The sequence below is a fragment of the Pseudomonas abietaniphila genome (assembly GCF_900100795.1).
In the GTDB taxonomy this organism is placed as follows: Bacteria; Pseudomonadota; Gammaproteobacteria; order Pseudomonadales; family Pseudomonadaceae; genus Aquipseudomonas; species Aquipseudomonas abietaniphila.
On the sequence record NZ_FNCO01000002.1, the window covers coordinates 253,249 to 270,265 of the forward strand.

Genomic DNA, 17,017 nt, shown 5'->3' on the forward strand with positions numbered 1-17,017 from the left:
AGCTTCAGGCCATGAGCCATATTTAACTCAAAAGAGGTGATTGAATGGAAGCCCTGGGCGGAAAAAATAAGAAAGAAGATTCATTGACAGCATATGAGGGTAAGTGGTTAATCGTAGTGCTGACGTTGATAACAATGATGGCTTTCGCGGCCAATTCATTGTTTACCAGGATGGCATTTCAGACAACGGAAATTGATGCCGCATCCTTCACTGCCATAAGAATTATCTCCGGTGCACTGACGCTTGTTTCTATTGCGCAGATTAAGGGTGAGTCTCCAAAATTTTCCAGAATTAATTGGTTTTCTGCCTTTCTGTTATTTATCTATGCAGCCGCGTTCTCATTTGCATATCGGAATATAAGTACGGGAGCGGGCGCGCTCGTGCTTTTTGCGGCGGCACAGCTCTTGATGATTTCTTATGGAATTTACAAGGGGGAGCGGGCGAGCTTTCTTGGGATGCTGCTAGCACTTGGCGGGCTGGTGTTTTTTCTGGCTCCGGGCGCATCAGCTCCACCTTTAGGGGCCGCCGCACTAATGGCATTGGCTGGTTTTGCTTGGGGCGGCTTTTCGTTGTTGGGGAAAAAGGGTGACTCACCGATTTCCGGCACCGCGAGTAGCTTTCTTTTGGCAATACCGTTTTCTATTGGGCTGCTGCTAATCCCAAACGAGGCTGTAAGAGTTGATCGTGCAGGGATTATTTACGCGCTGCTTTCTGGCACTTTGGCATCAGGTGTCGGATATGCCATTTGGTATTGGGTGAGAATCCGCATGGCTGCAATAACTGCGGGTGCTGTGCAGCTTTCTGTGCCTGTCTTGAGCGCAATTTTTGGAGCTTTGCTCCTTGAAGAAAGAATTACGTCAAGAGGGGCTATTTCTGCGCTAGTCGTACTGGCTGGCATTGCGTTGGTAACGCTCACGACAAAGCGCAGGTAGCATCATAAATTCTGAATCAGTAGGCGTCACGTAGCGAGCCATGGGCCCCCTGATGGGGGCTTGACGATGACTTCGGTGCGACCTCTGCACAGGCTAGCACTTCGCCTCGCGTTTGAATGCTTGATAGTCCGATATCTCCCTAGATGGTTAATTTCGCGAAGTTAAGGGTCTCACAAGAACTGAGGCCCGAGGGCGCGCTGTACGCGAGACAGAACCTCGTCGATCGATACTTCACCAGGAACGACAGCAAGTAGCTTTCCCTGCCGAAAGATGCCTACGGATGGCACTGATCGTATGCCATAGGTCTGAGCGATAGTGGGTGCTTGGCCTATATCTACTATTCCGAAACTAACGCCCGAAGGCAGGCCACGCAGTACAAGCTCATCAAACACTGGCCTCATGGTTCTACATGGGCGGCACCACGAGGCGAAGAAATAGATGACGGCCTCGTCCAGCCCGTGATTTACGACGCGCGAGAAGTTGTCGGTGCCCAATGAAATGATTTCTGCCATGAGGATTCCTGAGTGCCAGAACAAGGCTGTCGTAAATAATGTCGTTTACCAGAATTTAAACTAATTTCCTCTTGAGCCAAGGTGAAATGAGCAGCGGGACGAGCAGTTGTCCAGCCCGATCTCGATGGGATCAACGTCCTAGCCTCATGTCTGACGATTTTTTCAATAGCGTGCATCAGCAGGCTTCTTGTCCTTGGGCCAATCTTTGACTTTGGGCGCAAAATCAGGGCGGTCCATATGAGTGAAGTATCCGGCCACGTCTACGGCTTCCTGGTCGGTGAGCCCTCCTTGGCCAAGTGGGAAATGCGTGCCGAATGCGATGGGCATGTTCCGCTTGACAAAGGCCGCCGCTGTGTAGGTGCGAGCCATGCCTGCACCGATGTTGAAGGACTCGCCACCCCACAGCGGGGGATAGACCGTATCCCCCTTAGCGTTTCTGACACCCTCGCCGTTCGGGCCGTGGCACAGCGCGCATTGCGCCGTATAGATGCGCTTACCGTTCTCGGTGTTGGGAATAAGCGTCTGATCGACCTTGCCCACACCACGGCCTTCCACCTTGTCTTCGGGCTTGGTTTCTCGCTTCATCCAGTCGAAGTAGGCAACCATGGCCTTCATCTCGTCGCTGGTGACGGGCAATGGCTTGCCGTGCATCGAGCGTTGGAAGCATCCGTTGATGCGATCCTCCAACGTGATGATGCGACCTGCGCGTGTGGCGTAGCTGGGGAAGAACGCGGAGACCCCGACGTAGGGCGAGCCGTCGGCCACGGTGCCGGCATTCAGGTGGCAACTGGCACAGTTGAGCTTGTTGCCGACGTTGTTGGGCAGCATGCGTGCCGTGTCGATGTTCAGGCGCGCGCCCAGCACCAGTTGCTCGGCGTTCTTTTCCTTGAGCATCTCCGCCAGGCGCGGCGTCTCAAACGGACGATGGTTTTCGGCCTTGGCATCGAGTTGCTTGCGGGCACTGGTCACTTCGCCGACCTTGATGTCGCGCGCGTCGGCGCGGCCCCAGGCGCGGCGGGTAAAGTTCAGGATTTCGGCGATCTCCTGGTCGCCCAGTTGCGCGAACGAGGGCATCGTCAAAGGCCGCGCGTGGCTTTGCGTGATCGGGGCCTTCCAGCCGGTCAGCATGATGTGGATCAGCGTGGACGGGTCCTGCGATTGAAGGGTGTTGTTGCCGGCCAGCGAAGGGAACGCATTGGGCACGCCGTCCCCGTTGGAGCGGTGGCAGTCCGCACAGAATTGTAGGTAGCCCAGACCCCCGCGTGAGGTGAAGATGTCGATGGGCATTTCACCGGGCTTGGCTGTGCCGCCGGTCCGGTGTTGCGCGATGTTTGGCTGCGGGCCTTGGGCGACCTGCATGGGCAGGTCGTCTTTGCCGGGGGGCAGCGATTTCAGGTAGGTGCCGATGGCCAGCAGATCTGCATCGGTCATGTACTGCGTGGAGTGCTGCACCACGTCCACCATGTTGCCCGAGACGGTACCGTGCTTGTTGCGGCCTGTCTTGAGCATCTCGGCGGTTTCCTCCGGCGTCCACAGGTTGCGCAGGCTCAGGGCGCGCCAGCCTTCAACGGTCTCCCCAGCCAGGAACAGATCGCCGTTGCTGCCTTCGCTGGTCATGGTCTTTTCCTGGAAGGCGATGCCTCGCGGCGTGTGGCACGCGCCACAGTGGCCTAGGCCCTGAACCAGATAGGCGCCGCGGTTCCACTCCTTCCCCTTGTCTTCCACAGCTTGGAAGGGCTCGTCGTCAAGGAATATCCAATTCCACAGCGACAGCCCCCAGCGCTGGTTGAACGGAAAGCCCATGTCGGAAGGTGTATTGGCCTGCTCGATGGGTTTGACGCCCTGCATCAGGTAGGCGTAGAGCGCCTTCATGTCCTCCGGCGTCATCTTGGCGTAGGACGGATAAGGCATGGCTGGATACAGGTTGTGGCCGTCGGCCGCCACGCCCTTGCGCATAGCGCGCTCAAACTGCTCGAAGCTGTAGCCGCCGATGCCCGTGGTCTTGTCCGGTGTGATGTTGGTGGAGTAGAGCTTGCCGAACGGCGTCTCCAGCGCGAGGCCACCCGCCATGGGTTTGGACTTGTCGCCTGTATGACAGGCCACACAGTCGCCTAAGCGTGCGACATAGCGGCCGAGGTCGACCTGCTCGCGCTGCTGTGGGCTGAGGTCGGCGGCATAGTCGGCAGGCAGATCGTCGATGATCTGAGGGATCTGTGCATTTGGAGTGACGGGCGTGTCCTGCGCTAAAGCAGCGAGCCATGCCAGGGAAACGCATCCCGCCAAGGTGACCGTGAGGCGTGTACGGCTGGCTAAAAGCGCCCGAAGCAGACGGTGTCTCCTGCTAGAAGGACGCTGGGGCTCGGGGTTACAGGTCTTGGCCATTCTGAAATCCATTGACGTTCATTTAGTTGATTATCGACGTTCTCTGGATTTATTCAATTGATTAAAATCAATCATTAAGTTATTGATTTATAGAGAAAAAATTTCCCTTTCAGATTTTATAGCTGACCGATTAAATGAAAATTAAGAAAGCCGATAGACCTGCAAATAGAGCGGCCGAAAGTAGCCCAAGGTATTGGAAGCCTGAACAAGAAGAGTGGCTGCAAAACCTGGGGCCATAGGTCCATATTCAAAGTCCACATGCAGCTCAAACCATCCGGCTAGCCAACACGGGAGGCCAGCGGCAGCGCAGTCGGTCAGGAATGCGAACTGGGCGTTACCGCACTCCCTGTGTGGACTCGATGCCCCGCCAGGTCAATGAAAATCCCGGCTCTAGTTCGTCGCGTCGGCCAGCCGCCCCAGCAGCGGCGTCAGATCCACCAGCCGTGCCGCCACGACATTGCACACCTCACCCTCCCGCCGCCAGCGGCCATATACCGCGATGCGGCGGTACATATAGTCGAAGATCTCGTCTTCCGACAGAGGTTCAGGAAGAAGGGTCGTGCTGATTTCGTGCCGATGGACTTCAGCGGCGGTGTCTCCCGTCAACATGCCGTTGCCGATGGCTTGTTCGCATCGCCTTTGCAGATTCGCGAGCATGAAGTCGGCAGCTTCGCCGTTGAGAAAATAGGTCACGTCCAGCGTCAGGCGGGCCTCGACGACTTTGCGGTCAGTTTGAGTTTGTGGTTCATGGAATGCTTCTTGGAATGAGGGAAAGCGGCGCCATGCCCGCGAGGGGCATGACCGTGTCCCCATAGGGGAAGAAAGGAAAGTGCCGGCGGCCCGAGGGCCGCCGGCATAGCATGGATATCAGGCAGCGACGAGCTGTCGAGCCAAAGCCACTTCGACGGAATCACCGTCTTGATTGAGCACATCCAACCCAGACTCGGGCACGTCGCCCGAGGTAGACTGCGAGACCATGATCTTCTTGGCCATCAGCCCCAGGCAGGTCATCTGCGAAGACGCGGCATACCCCAGGTAGATCACCTTCACGGCGAGCTTCTGGCCGATGCGCCAAGAACGGCGCGCGGCCTGTTGCAGCGTGTAGACGTTCCACCCTGATTGCAGAAAAACAATCGTGGGGAATTCGAGCAAATCCAACCCGGTTTTGACGAGTTCGGGGTTGGTGATGAGCACGTCGATACCCCGGTCGAGCTGCTCGGCAATCCAGTCCTCGCGCTGGCTGGCATCCACGCTCGCGCGCAGCACCGCCGTCTTGAAGCCTTCCTGCTCCAGCAGCATCTTCAACCGGCTCGTGGTGTCCCGCGTGCCGGTGTAGACCGAATACACCAAGGTCTTGCGACCCGCTGCCTTCTCTGCGCGGCATATGTTGATCAGCTCGCGTTCCTTGGGCATCAGTTCCAGTTCGTTGAACTGGGCCGGGGTATAGGCCAGCACTTCGCGCGTGCGCGGATGACGTACCGTCTCTGCCCGGAAGCAGCAATCCGGCCACGCCAGCAGCGTGTTGAGGACCACGCCCAGCAAGGTGGTGTCCCGCTTGCGCAGGGCCTCCTTGAGTTGGGCCGTGAGGCTGGAAGCCAGCTCCTGATACGCCTGGCCTTGCTCGGCGCTCATCGCCACCTCCCGGAACTCCTCGCCGTACGGCGGCAACACGCCACCGAGGTCTCGCAGCTTCAGAAAGACGGTGTACGGCAGGATGCACCTCAATACGCCCTTGGGACCGAAGCCCGGTGCTTTGACCGTTCTGACCGTGACCTTGCTGCCCTTGGCCGTCTTGTGGGCTGGGCCATTGGACTCGGAATAAATGTCCTTCAGGACCCCGTGATCCCTCATGAAAGCCATCGCGGCGGCGTTCATATTGCCGTTGCGACTCGGGCGGTAGCCGTCCTCAATCATGCGGCCCGGAAGCGCGCGGAACAGCAGGTGGAAGAGATCGTCGGCGTACCCACCCATGAGCGTGCCGGTGAGCGAGACCACCTTGCGAACCTTGGATGCGATGACACCCATGGCCTGGCCTTGCGCGGAGCCCCCGGTCTTGTACTCGTGGGCCTCGTCGGCGATCAACAAGTCGAAGGTGCTACGTGGCAGATACCGCTTCACAAATTCGCTGGGCTGATAGCCACCCTCGCCAAACCCAAACTCAATGTTCGCCATGGCCCGCTCCATGCGGTGCGCCTGGCGGTCGGAGAACACCAGATTCCCGTTCGCGTCCATCAGGTTGATGAAGTTGTGCAGGTTGTCGCCGAGCATCGAGGCCAGAAAGCTGTCCCCGAAGGTTTTCATCAGCTTCTGCGCCCTTGCTTCGCCGATCGTCGGAATACGCTTCAATGCGCGTTTCACGGCTGCGAATTGCTCGCCAGAAGAAAGTCCGCGCGGACGCATCAGCGTCCACAGCGCGCCGCCGCAGCTACTGCACTTGCGGCGAAACTCTTCCGCCTCCAGCTCCTGAACACTTATCGGCTCGCCGTCGAGGTTGGTGATGACCTCTCCGCAGTGCGGGCAAGTCCCCACGTCGCCGTGGCGGGTGCGTCTGCGCGCGAAGGCAGGCTTCCAGTGGAACCCCATTCGCATGCGTACCCGACCGAGTATGAAAAACTCCTGTTCCGGCGATGGCACGTCCAGTTGCTCGCGCAGTTTGATCAGCTTGAGCAGCGTGTCCGGCCCATTGAGTACCCAGACTTTCGCGTTCGCGACGGTTTGAAGGATCTCGCGGCGCCACTTATAGACAAGGTGTGGCGGCGAGAGCACCAAGGTGCGGCGGTAGCCCTCCGCACGCAGGACGGCCGCCAGCGCAATGCCGACGATCGTCTTGCCGCTGCCCATTTCGCCGTTGACGAACGCGGCCCGCTCGCCTTGGTTGAGGAGCAGTTCCGCCGTCGTATGCACGACCTCGGCTTGGGCGGGGAGCAACTGACGTTTCAAGCCCGCCAGCACCAGTTGGCGATGCGGGCGCGGCGTACCGTTGTAGACGGGCGGATTCGCCCGGTTGAGCGACTCCAGCAGTTCGTCGCCGAATTCGGAAACGAAGTCCTGAAGGCTCATGGACAGTTCGGACGGTTCCTGTTCGAGCAGGTCGTCCTCGGGGAACGAGGGATCAGTGGCTGGGGCCGCTTCGATGACTTGCGTGTTCATGGTGATGCTCCAAAAAAACGGGGCATGCACCACTCCCAATGGGGCGATGGCATGCCCCAGGATGGGAAGGAAGAGCCGGCGCGTGGCCGGCAATGAGGAAGGTCAGTGTTAGAGGGGTGAAAATCAGCGGATGGTGAGAACTTGACCCAGCGTGGCCGAGTCAGGCGTGAGATCCCAGGCGCGGATGACCGGGACGAATTTGTCGGTGAGGATGCGGGTCTCGGCCAAGGAGCCGTCATCACGCTCGCGGAATTCCACAGCGGACGACTTCTGCTTGAACGTGTCGCCCTTGACGGCCAGGGCTCGGCCGGTGGGTGACTGCACGACACCGGAGATCGCGCCGGCCGCAAGGGCCAGTGCCAAGTGCCACTGGGACAAGGCGCGTGCCGGAGCACGCAAGGTCTGCTGGGTCGCGCCCAGGTGGGTCTCGAACGCCGGCCACAGGCCCTTCAAGCGCCGCACTTCGTCGGCGAACTGCTCGGGCTCCATGCTGAGCCGGTAGAAATGCTCCGGCTCGGCCAGGACCGTGGGAACCACATACGGCAACAACGTCCATTCGAGCGGCAACTCGTCTGCCTCCAGCTCGCCCAGGCCGATTTGCAGCAGCCGGGCGCGAGACGCTTTCACGTCATCGCCCGCTTGATCGCGCTGGCGAGTCCGGCGGCCGAAGACCACGACCTGCTTGAACTGCTTGTCCACCGCTTGGAAGACGGCCAGGTCCGCGAAATGGCGTGTCAGCCAGCCGACCATCTCCTGATCCAGCACATGGAACGGGATGATGAAGACCAGGATGCCGCCGTACTGCAACAGGGGCAGCGTTCGCTGGTAGAAGAGCTTTTCCAGCCGGCCACGGCCCTTGCCTTCGTAGCCCAGGTTGCCGTTGGCGTCCCTTGCGAGATCGCCGTAAGGCGGGTTGAGCCACAAGAGGCCGAAGCTCTGGCGCGAGATCATGGTGTCCATGAGGTCGCCGTGGATGCAGTGATCGACCAGTAGCCGGGCATGGTTGGCCCGTTCCTGGTCGAATTCGACCGCATAAGCACTGGCCCGCTCAGGCCCGAGGGCATGGGCGGCTTCCGCGATGGCAACGCCTTCGCCGGCACATGGGTCAAGAATGCACATCGGCCCGCCGGACGTGGGGTCCGCGGGCGCCAGTGCGCCGAGGGTTCTTTCGAGAGTGGCTTCGTCGGTTGGGTAGTACCCGTTTTTTGCAAAATTCCTAGCGAGCCTGGGAAACATCAATGCCATGGGAATCTCCTGTCTGGCGGGGATGAGGAAGTGACGGATGCGCGCGGGGCGCGCATCCATCGCGGCAACGTCAGGCGGTGGCGGCCATCTCCAGCACGGCCGCAGCCGGTTGCTGGGTCGGATGGGCGGCGAGCACACTTTGGCGGATGAGATCGCCCAGCGCGTTGGTGAGCGCAGGCACGTCGATAGCGAGCCGGAACCCTTGCAGCGGCCCGAGGGCCATGCGTAGGGAGCACAACATTTCGCGCTCGCGCAGCAGCGCCAGGACTGGCGATTGCCAGTGGTCCAGCAGCGGCAGCGGGCACGTGTCCTTGACCAGGTGCCACAGGCGTGACGTGGGATCGGCCGCGGAGCGCGGCAGCAGCACCAAGGCGCTGGCCGAACTCTTGTCGGGCCGGATGCAGCGCCGGTCGAATAGCCAGAGATTGACCATGGAGCCAAACAGCGTGCGGCGATAGCTGCGGGTCAGGCGCTTTTCCAGGCGTTCGACCGAGCCGACGAATACGGGTAGCGAACCGCCCTCGCCGGTGATGACATGGAACTGGTCCAGGCCATCCTCGCTGCGGCCCAAGGTGAGCCGCCCGATGAACTGCTGTATGGCGGTGTCGCGTGCCCAGACCGAAAGAAAGATGAGGTCACCCTGATCGCCGCAGACGCAGGCATCGGCCATAAGGTCGCTGCATTCGTCGATTCGGTACAGGGGCTGATCGGATGAAATGGCAGGCATGGTGGAGTCCTCGATGTGAGGGGCCGCACCGCCCGCAGAGGCAGTGAATGCCCCGTTAGGGATGAAAAAACGCAGACGGCTCGGGGATTCCCTCGCCATGTGCTGCAGAAGACGTCAAGAACTCAATTCGGTGAGCGAGCCATCGGCCCCGTGCTTAACGAAACGGTTGCCGACATTCCTTACGGCGTCGTGCTCTACCTCGTTGAACATGCTTTCCGGCACACTGATCTGAAAGTGCCGCAGGACTTCACGGTAGTAGTCAAGATCATGGCCGAATGGGTCTTTCTCGTACAGGTTGCTGTACAGGAAGTTCTCGTCCAAGACTTGGAGTGTTTCATCCACCAGCTCGGGGGGCTTGCGGATGACCAAGAAGACGTGTTGCATCGGCCGGTCCCAGCCCAGAATGACAGTGATGGGAAAGTCCTTGTAATTGGTCTCGAAGTAATGCTGACTCATGGTAGTGTCCTTGAAAAAAACTGAGACAGCACCGCCGCCCGTCCGGGGCAAGCACTGCCCCAGGCGTGGGAGAAAGAGGCTCAGGCCGGAAGCGCCGCGGCAGGTGCCGTGGCTGTCTTGGGCCTGCGGCGTTGTGCGTGGTAGGCGCGAACGCTTGCACGCCATTGGGCGGACTGCTCCGGTGCAAGATCCAGATAGGACAGCGGGCAGGAGAAATAGAATGGATGCATAGACTCGTCCATCGGCTTGTAACCCCACTGTCCGCCGCTTCCCTGAAGCAGATCGCAGCGGATGTAGCGCAGGGACTGACCGGGTGCAAGATCACGATGCACGCCTTCGACCTTGGCGGTCATATCGACCACCGACCACAGCACGTTGCCGCGCAGGGTATGGGCGATGACCTTCGCGCTGACGCGCTCGGTCTCTTGGGGTGCAACCAGTTCCGCGATCAGCTCGGACCGCGATTGGCGAGAGAAATACCAGCCCATGAGAGGCCTCCTGGAAAAGTAGAGCCAGGGGCCTCCCCGTGAGGAAGACCCCCAAGCGGGTGATGGAATGCCGTATGAGCGGCGATGAAGTCCGGTGCGAACTAGGAACCGCAACCGGCTGGGCAGCAGCCCAGTTCGATGCCGTGGGTGCAGAACCCGTTCGCGGCAAGCCAGTCCTGGGTTTCCCGCCGTTCAGCAGGCGTTGCGTAGTCCCATTCCTGGGCCGCGATATCCAGGGCCTGAGCCCGCTGGCTTTCCGGCAACCGACTGACTTGCGCGTCGATCTCGGAACTGAAAAGCGTGACCCAGTGGTCCCAGGACAGGCCGCAACCACGCTGGGCCTGCTCGGCGGCTGTCTTGCAAACAGCCTGCCACGCAGGCTCGTCCAGTGCGGAATGAGGTGTATCGCGAGCGATGGTGGACATGATGGAGACCTCCAGAAAAAAGCCGGAGCCTCTTCCGCATGGGAAGGAATCCCGGCGGGTGGATGAAAACATCGCGGACGCGATGTCTGTGATCACGCAGGTTGCAGTTCGGCCTGGCGGCTCCATTCCTGCGTCTTGTAGTCGAGCGTGTAGCCCAGTTCGCCCAGGCGGGCGATTTGCGCACGAAAGGTGCGGCGGTCGATCGTCGAATCGAGTCGCACGGATTCGCGCAGCGGCCAGAGCAGGCCGAACAGTGCGGCGTCGCCATCCTCAGCGCTGCCGGAGGCAGCAGCCGAAGCGGGCGTCGGCGCATCCACTCCGAAGGGCGTGGTATCGACCAGCGGGTCCGCCGATGCCTGCACGGGTGCGGGCTTGGCGGGTCTGGATGCCTTCGCGGGCTTGGCCGGCATTGCCGCAGGCTGCGCTCCCAGCTCTTCGTCGAGCGGATCGACGTCCTGGGTGGCGAAGCTGCGCGCTTCGTCACGGCTCAGTTTGTCGATGCCTTCGAGCGTCATCCCGTCGAGGCTGGCGCGGATCTCGAACCGCATGCCGCCACCGACCGGGTAGGACCGAGGGAAGATGTAGCGAATGATGAACTGCCCGTCGTACTTGCCTTCGGGGTACTGCTCCAGCTCTGGGTCCTTGACCTCGAACACACCGAGGTGCGTGGCAAGGCGTCCGACCGTAAACGGGCCGTTTCTGCCGCGGATGGTGCGCAGCGTGAGCTGGCCCGCAACGACGATGGGCGAAACCGATTTCTCGGGCGCCGATGGGGTTGCCATGATGGTTCTCCTGATGATGATTGACGGGCTGCCGACGGCACCCGGTGGATGAGAGGAACTGGACCTCGCCCGAGATGGGCGAGGTCCGCTTGGCATCACGCCTTGAGCCGGCGCATGCCTTCGGCCAGGAGCCACAGCGCCCGGTTCAGGCGCAGGTTCTGGTCGATTCCTTGCACCGGACGGGTGCGTTGATTGCGGCCGTTAGCCATGCGTCCATTCAGCCCTCCTTTGACGAGGTTCTCCTGGACGCGGTTGAAGACGGCCCACAAGTCGCCCTTGCGGTCGTCCCAGCGTCGCGGAGCCAGTAGCTGGCTTTCCGTGACAGGCGTGGACTTGGCCGGGTCGTCGTACTTGAGCGCCAGGGCAGAATGCGCAAAGATTTCCGCTTCGCCCTCATCGAGGGTGATGGTGCGCATCGCATCGCGCGAGTTCTGCACGCGCTCGAAGCCTTCGAGGACTTCGTAGGCACCTTCGATCACCTGGCTGGCCACGTCGCCCTTGTGGGGAACGCGGATGTCTGCGGTGGTGTCACCGCAAACCAGGCCGTTGTGGCAGACGAACCGGAACATGCCGGCGAGCATCTGATAGCTGCTCGTGCCGTCATGGCTGTTGAGCAGGATGATCTCGTTCGCCTCGTCGCCGTTGATCTGGCTTGCATGGCGAAGTCGGATGAGGTGCTTCGTGTACTCGCGCCGGTCTTCGTTGCGCACGCGCGTCTGACACACCATGAAGGGCTCGAAGCCCTCCTGGCGCAGCTTGGTCAGCACGGTCGAGGTCGGTATGTAGGCATACCGATCGGACCGGCTCCCATGTGGAGCGTCGGCGAAGATCGACGGAACGACGGCACGAATGCGGTCGTCCGAGAGTGGGCGATCAGAGCGCAGGATCGGGGATTGCGGAGCAAAGCGGGATACCAGAGACATGGCTGATCTCCTTTGAGAAATTCGACAACCGCGTGGCCGTGAGACCACGCGGAACTCGGGGGATGAAATGCGCAAGCACGCGTCCTGGGGACGCGGCGTACGTGGGGAGGAAAAGCGACAAGGCCCCGTGAGAGGCCGTGCCGGATCAGAACGAAGCAGCCAATGCCGGCTCCTGCTCCTGGACTTGCGCCTCGGGCTCGCGCTCGGCGGGCTCGGTGGCCGTGTCGATGGCATCGTCGGCTTCGGACGCGGATGCGTCTTCGGCCGGCGGCGCCTCGGCTTGCGCCTGGCTCGTCGGATAGACCTGGGTGCCGTCGATCTTGATGAGACCGATGTGGACCAGCGTCGATTCCAGGCTGGCGGCCGGTTCCCCGGCGTGCTCACCCTTGGTGCGGATGTACGGATCGATCTTCATGTCGTTCAGACGGAAGGCGATCAGCACCTTGCGGTCACCCTCGACGGCCTGAACGCACCGGCGAACCAGGTGCTCGGCTTCCGGGGTGGCGACGATGGTGTCGAAGTACCGATACTCCGGTTCATCGACAGGCCCGGCCAGTGCCGCGACGGTGCAAGAGAGGAACGAGTCGCCAGCTTTTGGGGTGACGTCCTTCACACGATTGAGATAGCCGATGCCGCGGGTGATCAACTCGTGCTGCTCGATCGAAGCCAGTTCGGCCCGGTCGATCAGTTCGGCCTTGAGCAGTCGCGCCTTGAGGGACGCGGCGGCCTGACCCTTCTGCTCACCCTTGTCGCGGATGTACACATCGCCCCACAGGTCACCGAGGCGAAAGCGCACCAGCGGGCGCTGCTTGGGATCGTCAACGCCGATGTAGCGCTGAACGAGCTTCTTGGCCTCGGCACCCGAGACCTTGACGTCGAAGTAGCGGTAGCTGGGGTCCCGGGCGGGGCCGACCAGCGCGGCGATGGTGCATGCCAGGAAAGGCTGCGCACGGCGGCCGCCCCGGACGGGCACTTCACGGACACGCTGGATGTAGCCGATGCCCGAGGTGTGGAGGTCGAAATACGATTTCTCGTTGGACGTGGTGTTCATGGTGAATCTCCATTGGGATGAAGCGGAGACACACCGGCCCACGCATGCGGGGAAGGTGCGTGACCCCGCGGTGGGTTGATAAGGCGAAAGCATCCGCCACCAGAGGCTGGTGGCCGCTCGCGGAAGGATGCGGTGCGAGCTGGCTCGGTCACGCAGTGGGAACTGCGCCGCAACCTCGAAGACCGATGGTTGCCTGGCATGTCGCTGACGACGTCAGCAGGCATGGGGCCAGCATGGCGGGGCCTCGCGCGCGCGGCAGCAATCAATCGGCACCCGGGCGCTTCCCTTTGTCCGCGCCACCCGGCGCCTGTCACAGGCACTTGGCGCCGCGCAGGTGCTCGGGGGTATCGGCGCGCGGACGGCCGGGACGGCTCCAGGCGCCGCCACCGCGCGCGCCGATCAGCCGCCAGCCGGCGGCGCGCAGGCTGGCGCCACCTTCGTCGGGCATGGTGTAGGTGAGCAGGCGTATGTAGCCCAGCGCCCTTGCCGCCTGCCAGGCCGCGCCGTAGAGCTTGCTGCAGGCGCTGGGTGTGCCGTCGGTGCACAGCCGCGTGACTTCCAGCGTCCAGGTGCCGCGCGACCGGGCGGCCGACAATGGCCACGCCGTGGATCAGGTCGCTGTCGCTCAGCGTGACGGCCAGGGCGAACTTCGCGCCCTGGACCGGGCGGTGGTGGCGATGGTGCGACAGAACGAATGCATTGGCCGTGCGCAGCGACACCGGTAGGAGGTGCAGCCTCGGCGAGGTCGATGGCGTGTTCATGCGGTTGTCTCCGGTGGCATGCCGGCGTTGTGGCCGGCGGGGCGTGCCTCGGCGGCTGGAGACAAACGCGCACGCGCGGCGATGGCGGCGGTGCGAACAAAAGAAGGCCCCCGATGCGGGGGCTGCGAGGCGGTTGCCGCGTCAGGCGGGAGGCACCACTGCTAAGGACAGGTGCGTGGCGGTGGCGGAAAGCACGAGATCGTCCGCCGAGTGCTGGAGGCGCGTGAACAGGCCGTCCTTCGGGTCGAAATACTCCGCGAAGTCATCGCCGCCCAGCTCGCGGCCGGCGAGGTGCCACCAGTCATCGAACGGGTCGGTGTCCGGGTTGCATCCGACGGCGTAGGCGAGCAGTGCCTGGCGCCCATCCGGGCGACGCTCCCCACGCTCGGCGAGGAAGTACACGCCCTGATCCTTGACCAGGACAATGCGGCACTGATTGGGGACGTCTCAGAAAACGGAAAAAATCGTACGCTAAGCCGGTTGCAGCGGTCGTAGCGGCCTGAACTTGCCCGCGCCGATCTTGGCGCTGCTGCGCCAGAGGTAATCGCCGGTCAGGTTGATGTGCTCCCAGCCCAGCGGCGACAGGTACTGCAACAGGGCGTCATCGACAGTCTGGCCGTGACCGCGTAAGGCGTTTGAGGCCCGTTCCAGATAGACCGTGTTCCACAACACTATGGCCGCCGTCACCAGGTTGAGGCCGCTGGCCCGGTAGCGCTGCTGCTCGAAACTGCGGTCGCGGATTTCGCCCAGCCGGTTGAAGAACACGGCGCGGGCTAGCGCGTTGCGGGCTTCGCCCTTGTTCAGTCCGGCATGCACGCGGCGGCGCAGCTCGACGCTTTGCAGCCAGTCCAGGATGAACAGCGTTCGCTCGATGCGGCCCAGCTCGCGCAGCGCCACGGCCAGGCCGTTCTGGCGCGGGTAGCTGCCGAGTTTCCTGAGCATCAGCGAGGCCGTCACCGTGCCCTGCTTGATCGAGGTGGCCAGCCGCACCTTGGCGTTGATCGCCTTGCCGGACGCCTGGAACTGCTGCTGATGCTTGTGCTTGGCAGCGTTGAACAGCTTGCCCAGGATGCGGTCGTGCAGGTCGATGATTTCGTCGGTGACGGTGGCCATGCCCTCGATGGCGAGCGCACCAGGGTCGCGTAGCGGCGCTGTGCCTCGAACTTGGCCAGATCGGCGGGCGTCATCTGGCCGCCTTCGCGGGCGATCTTGAGCAGGCGGTTCTGGTGCACCGACCGCTCGATGCCGGAAGGCAGGTCGAGCGCCTGCCAGGCTTTGAGGCGCTCGATGTGTTCGAGTATGTGGCGCGAGTTCGGCTTGACGGGCGACTGGCGCAGCCAGGCCAGCCAGGTCGTCTTGCCGTTGTCGTGGCGCTTGAGCAGATCGTCGAGGCGGTGCCGGTGGGTGGCCGACAGGGGATCGGACAAGGCCGCGTAGATGCGGCGGTTGGCGCGGCTGTAGGCGTTCATCGAACACCTCCCTTTTCCTCATCCGGCGCAACAGGACAGTTGCTTCACGTCCTTGTTGAAGGTCTGCGCCGCGAGCTTCAGTCCCTCGACCATGGTCAGGTAGGGGAACAACTGGTCGGCCAGCTCCTGCACGGTCATCCGGTGGCGGATCGCCAGCGCGGCCGTCTGGATCAGTTCGCCCGCTTCCGGCGCGACCGCCTGTACGCCGATCAGCCGCCCTGAGCCAGCTTCCGCCACCAGCTTGATGAAGCCGCGCGTGTCGAAGTTGGCGAGCGCCCTCGGCACGTTGTCGAGCGTCAGCAGCCGGCTGTCGGTCTCGATGCCGTCGTGGTGCGCTTCCGCCTCGCTGTAGCCCACGGTCGCCACCTGCGGATCGGTGAACACCACCGCCGGCATCGCCGTCAGGTCCAGCGCCGCGTCGCCGCCGGTCATGTTGATCGCGGCGCGCGTGCCGGCCGCCGCCGCCACATAGACGAACTGCGGCTGGTCGGTGCAGTCGCCGGCAGCAAAGATGTGCGGTGCGCTCGTGCGCATGGCGCGGTCGATGACGATGGCTCCCTGCGCATTGACTTCGACGCCTGCCGCTTCAAGGTTCAGGCTGCGCGTGTTCGGCGCGCGACCGGTGGCGACCAGCAGCTTGTCGGCGCGCACTTCCCCCTGCCCGGTGGTGAGCACGAATTCCCCGCCCGCATAGGCAACGTGGCTCGCCTGGGTGTGGTCCAGCACCTCGATGCCCTCGGCGCGGAAGGCGTCTGTTACGGCTTCCCCGATGGCCGGGTCTTCTCGGAAGAACAGCGTGCTGCGCGCCAGGATCGTGACCTGGCTGCCCAGCCGGGCGAAGGCTTGCGCCAACTCGACCGCCACCACGGAGGAACCAATCACGGCCAGCCGCTCGGGGAGCGAGCTGCTTTCCAGCGCCTCGGTGGAGGTCCAGTGGGGTGTGTCCGCAAGGCCCGGGATTGGCGGAAGCGCCGGGCTCGCGCCGGTGGCAATCAGGCAGCGGTCGAAGTTCACCTCGTGCGTGCCGCCGTCAGCGGTCGCCACGGTCAGCGTGCGCGTGTCCCTGAACCGGGCCTCGCCGCGCAGCACGGTGATGGCCGGAGTGCTTGCCAGGATGCCTTCGTACTTGGCATGGCGCAGCTCCTCGACGCGGCCTTGTTGCTGGGCCAGCAGCCGCTCGCGCAGTACAGCGGGCGCTGCGGCCGGCAGGCCAGCATCGAACGGGCTTTCGCGGCGCAGGTGGACGATGTGCGCGGCGCGGATCATGATCTTGGACGGCACGCAGCCGACATTGACGCAGGTGCCGCCGATGGTGCCGCGCTCGATCAGCGTGACGCGGGCGCCTTGCTCCACGGCCTTCAAGGCAGCCGCCATCGCCGCGCCGCCGCTGCCTATCACAGCCACGTGCAGCGCTTGTTCACCGCCAACATGCTTCGTTTCGCCACCGAGCCAGCCCAGCGCCTTGTCTAGCAGGCCGGCAGGCTTGTTCGGCGTGTCGGTAAGCCGTGCGCGATAGCCGAGCGTGGCCACTGCGGCAACCAGCGGGGCCACGCTCACGCCTGCATCCGCCTCGATTTCGGCCTGCCGCTGCGGATAGGACACCGAGGCCGCGCGCACGCCGGGCACGTTCGTCAAAGCCTGCTGGACGTGCTCGGCGCACGACGTGCAGGTCATGCCTTCGATGTGGAGGGTGATCGCCTCGGCCATGATTACG

General features: G+C 62.6%; 16 protein-coding genes and 2 pseudogenes. 1 reads left to right on the plus strand and 17 read right to left on the minus strand.

Going from position 1 to position 17,017, the window contains the following annotated elements; translation table 11 throughout:
- The first annotated feature begins 44 nt into the window (after window positions 1-44).
- Window positions 45-932: a DMT family transporter gene (locus BLS87_RS04510; RefSeq protein ID WP_208605137.1), complete on the plus strand. Its 888-nt coding sequence runs from the start codon at window positions 45-47 to the stop codon at window positions 930-932.
- A 170-nt stretch (window positions 933-1,102) separates the two neighbouring features.
- On the opposite strand, the gene BLS87_RS35090 is transcribed toward BLS87_RS04510, so the two are convergent.
- From BLS87_RS35090 to merA, 17 genes and pseudogenes are all read right to left on the minus strand, one after another.
- On the minus strand, window positions 1,103-1,444 hold the full coding sequence (locus tag BLS87_RS35090) for a thioredoxin family protein (RefSeq protein ID WP_074750578.1): 342 nt from the start codon (window positions 1,442-1,444) through the stop codon (window positions 1,103-1,105).
- A 162-nt stretch (window positions 1,445-1,606) separates the two neighbouring features.
- Window positions 1,607-3,826 (minus strand): c-type cytochrome, encoded by a 2,220-nt coding sequence (locus tag BLS87_RS04520; protein WP_244165799.1) that lies wholly within the window; start codon window positions 3,824-3,826, stop codon window positions 1,607-1,609.
- A 390-nt stretch (window positions 3,827-4,216) separates the two neighbouring features.
- Window positions 4,217-4,519, minus strand: coding sequence for a hypothetical protein (locus BLS87_RS04525; RefSeq protein WP_074750582.1), 303 nt, complete (start codon window positions 4,517-4,519; stop codon window positions 4,217-4,219).
- 174 nt (window positions 4,520-4,693) lie between these two features.
- Window positions 4,694-6,976: a DEAD/DEAH box helicase gene (locus BLS87_RS04530; RefSeq protein WP_169884176.1), complete on the minus strand. Its 2,283-nt coding sequence runs from the start codon at window positions 6,974-6,976 to the stop codon at window positions 4,694-4,696.
- A 123-nt stretch (window positions 6,977-7,099) separates the two neighbouring features.
- A complete protein-coding gene (locus tag BLS87_RS04535) occupies window positions 7,100-8,281 on the minus strand; it encodes a DUF6094 domain-containing protein (RefSeq protein WP_411740388.1) in 1,182 nt (393 codons plus the stop codon).
- 10 nt (window positions 8,282-8,291) lie between these two features.
- A complete protein-coding gene (locus BLS87_RS04540; RefSeq protein ID WP_074750586.1) occupies window positions 8,292-8,948 on the minus strand; it encodes a hypothetical protein in 657 nt (218 codons plus the stop codon).
- Window positions 8,949-9,062: 114 nt separating this feature from the next.
- Window positions 9,063-9,404: a hypothetical protein gene (locus BLS87_RS04545; protein WP_074750587.1), complete on the minus strand. Its 342-nt coding sequence runs from the start codon at window positions 9,402-9,404 to the stop codon at window positions 9,063-9,065.
- An 80-nt stretch (window positions 9,405-9,484) separates the two neighbouring features.
- Window positions 9,485-9,892, minus strand: coding sequence for a hypothetical protein (locus BLS87_RS04550; protein ID WP_074750589.1), 408 nt, complete (start codon window positions 9,890-9,892; stop codon window positions 9,485-9,487).
- 101 nt (window positions 9,893-9,993) lie between these two features.
- On the minus strand, window positions 9,994-10,317 hold the full coding sequence (locus tag BLS87_RS04555; RefSeq protein WP_074750591.1) for a Rieske (2Fe-2S) protein: 324 nt from the start codon (window positions 10,315-10,317) through the stop codon (window positions 9,994-9,996).
- A 92-nt stretch (window positions 10,318-10,409) separates the two neighbouring features.
- Window positions 10,410-11,099: a DUF3275 family protein gene (locus BLS87_RS04560; RefSeq protein ID WP_074750593.1), complete on the minus strand. Its 690-nt coding sequence runs from the start codon at window positions 11,097-11,099 to the stop codon at window positions 10,410-10,412.
- A 95-nt stretch (window positions 11,100-11,194) separates the two neighbouring features.
- Entirely contained in the window at window positions 11,195-12,022 is an 828-nt protein-coding gene (locus BLS87_RS04565) for a DUF932 domain-containing protein (RefSeq protein WP_074750595.1), read from the minus strand.
- A gap of 145 nt (window positions 12,023-12,167) precedes the next feature.
- Window positions 12,168-13,073: a DUF3577 domain-containing protein gene (locus BLS87_RS04570; protein ID WP_003116825.1), complete on the minus strand. Its 906-nt coding sequence runs from the start codon at window positions 13,071-13,073 to the stop codon at window positions 12,168-12,170.
- A 310-nt stretch (window positions 13,074-13,383) separates the two neighbouring features.
- A pseudogene (locus tag BLS87_RS35095) lies at window positions 13,384-13,834 on the minus strand (XF1762 family protein).
- 141 nt (window positions 13,835-13,975) lie between these two features.
- A complete protein-coding gene (locus BLS87_RS04580) occupies window positions 13,976-14,260 on the minus strand; it encodes a DUF3085 domain-containing protein (RefSeq protein ID WP_031629745.1) in 285 nt (94 codons plus the stop codon).
- 45 nt (window positions 14,261-14,305) lie between these two features.
- Window positions 14,306-14,824, minus strand: a pseudogene (locus tag BLS87_RS35100) (Tn3 family transposase); the annotation flags it as partial.
- A complete protein-coding gene (locus BLS87_RS35105) occupies window positions 14,788-15,303 on the minus strand; it encodes a Tn3 family transposase (RefSeq protein ID WP_003098931.1) in 516 nt (171 codons plus the stop codon). The pseudogene BLS87_RS35100 and the gene BLS87_RS35105, both read right to left, overlap by 37 nt.
- Window positions 15,304-15,321: 18 nt before the next feature.
- A complete protein-coding gene (gene merA, locus BLS87_RS04590) occupies window positions 15,322-17,010 on the minus strand; it encodes a mercury(II) reductase (RefSeq protein ID WP_003098932.1) in 1,689 nt (562 codons plus the stop codon).
- Window positions 17,011-17,017: the final 7 nt, after the last annotated feature.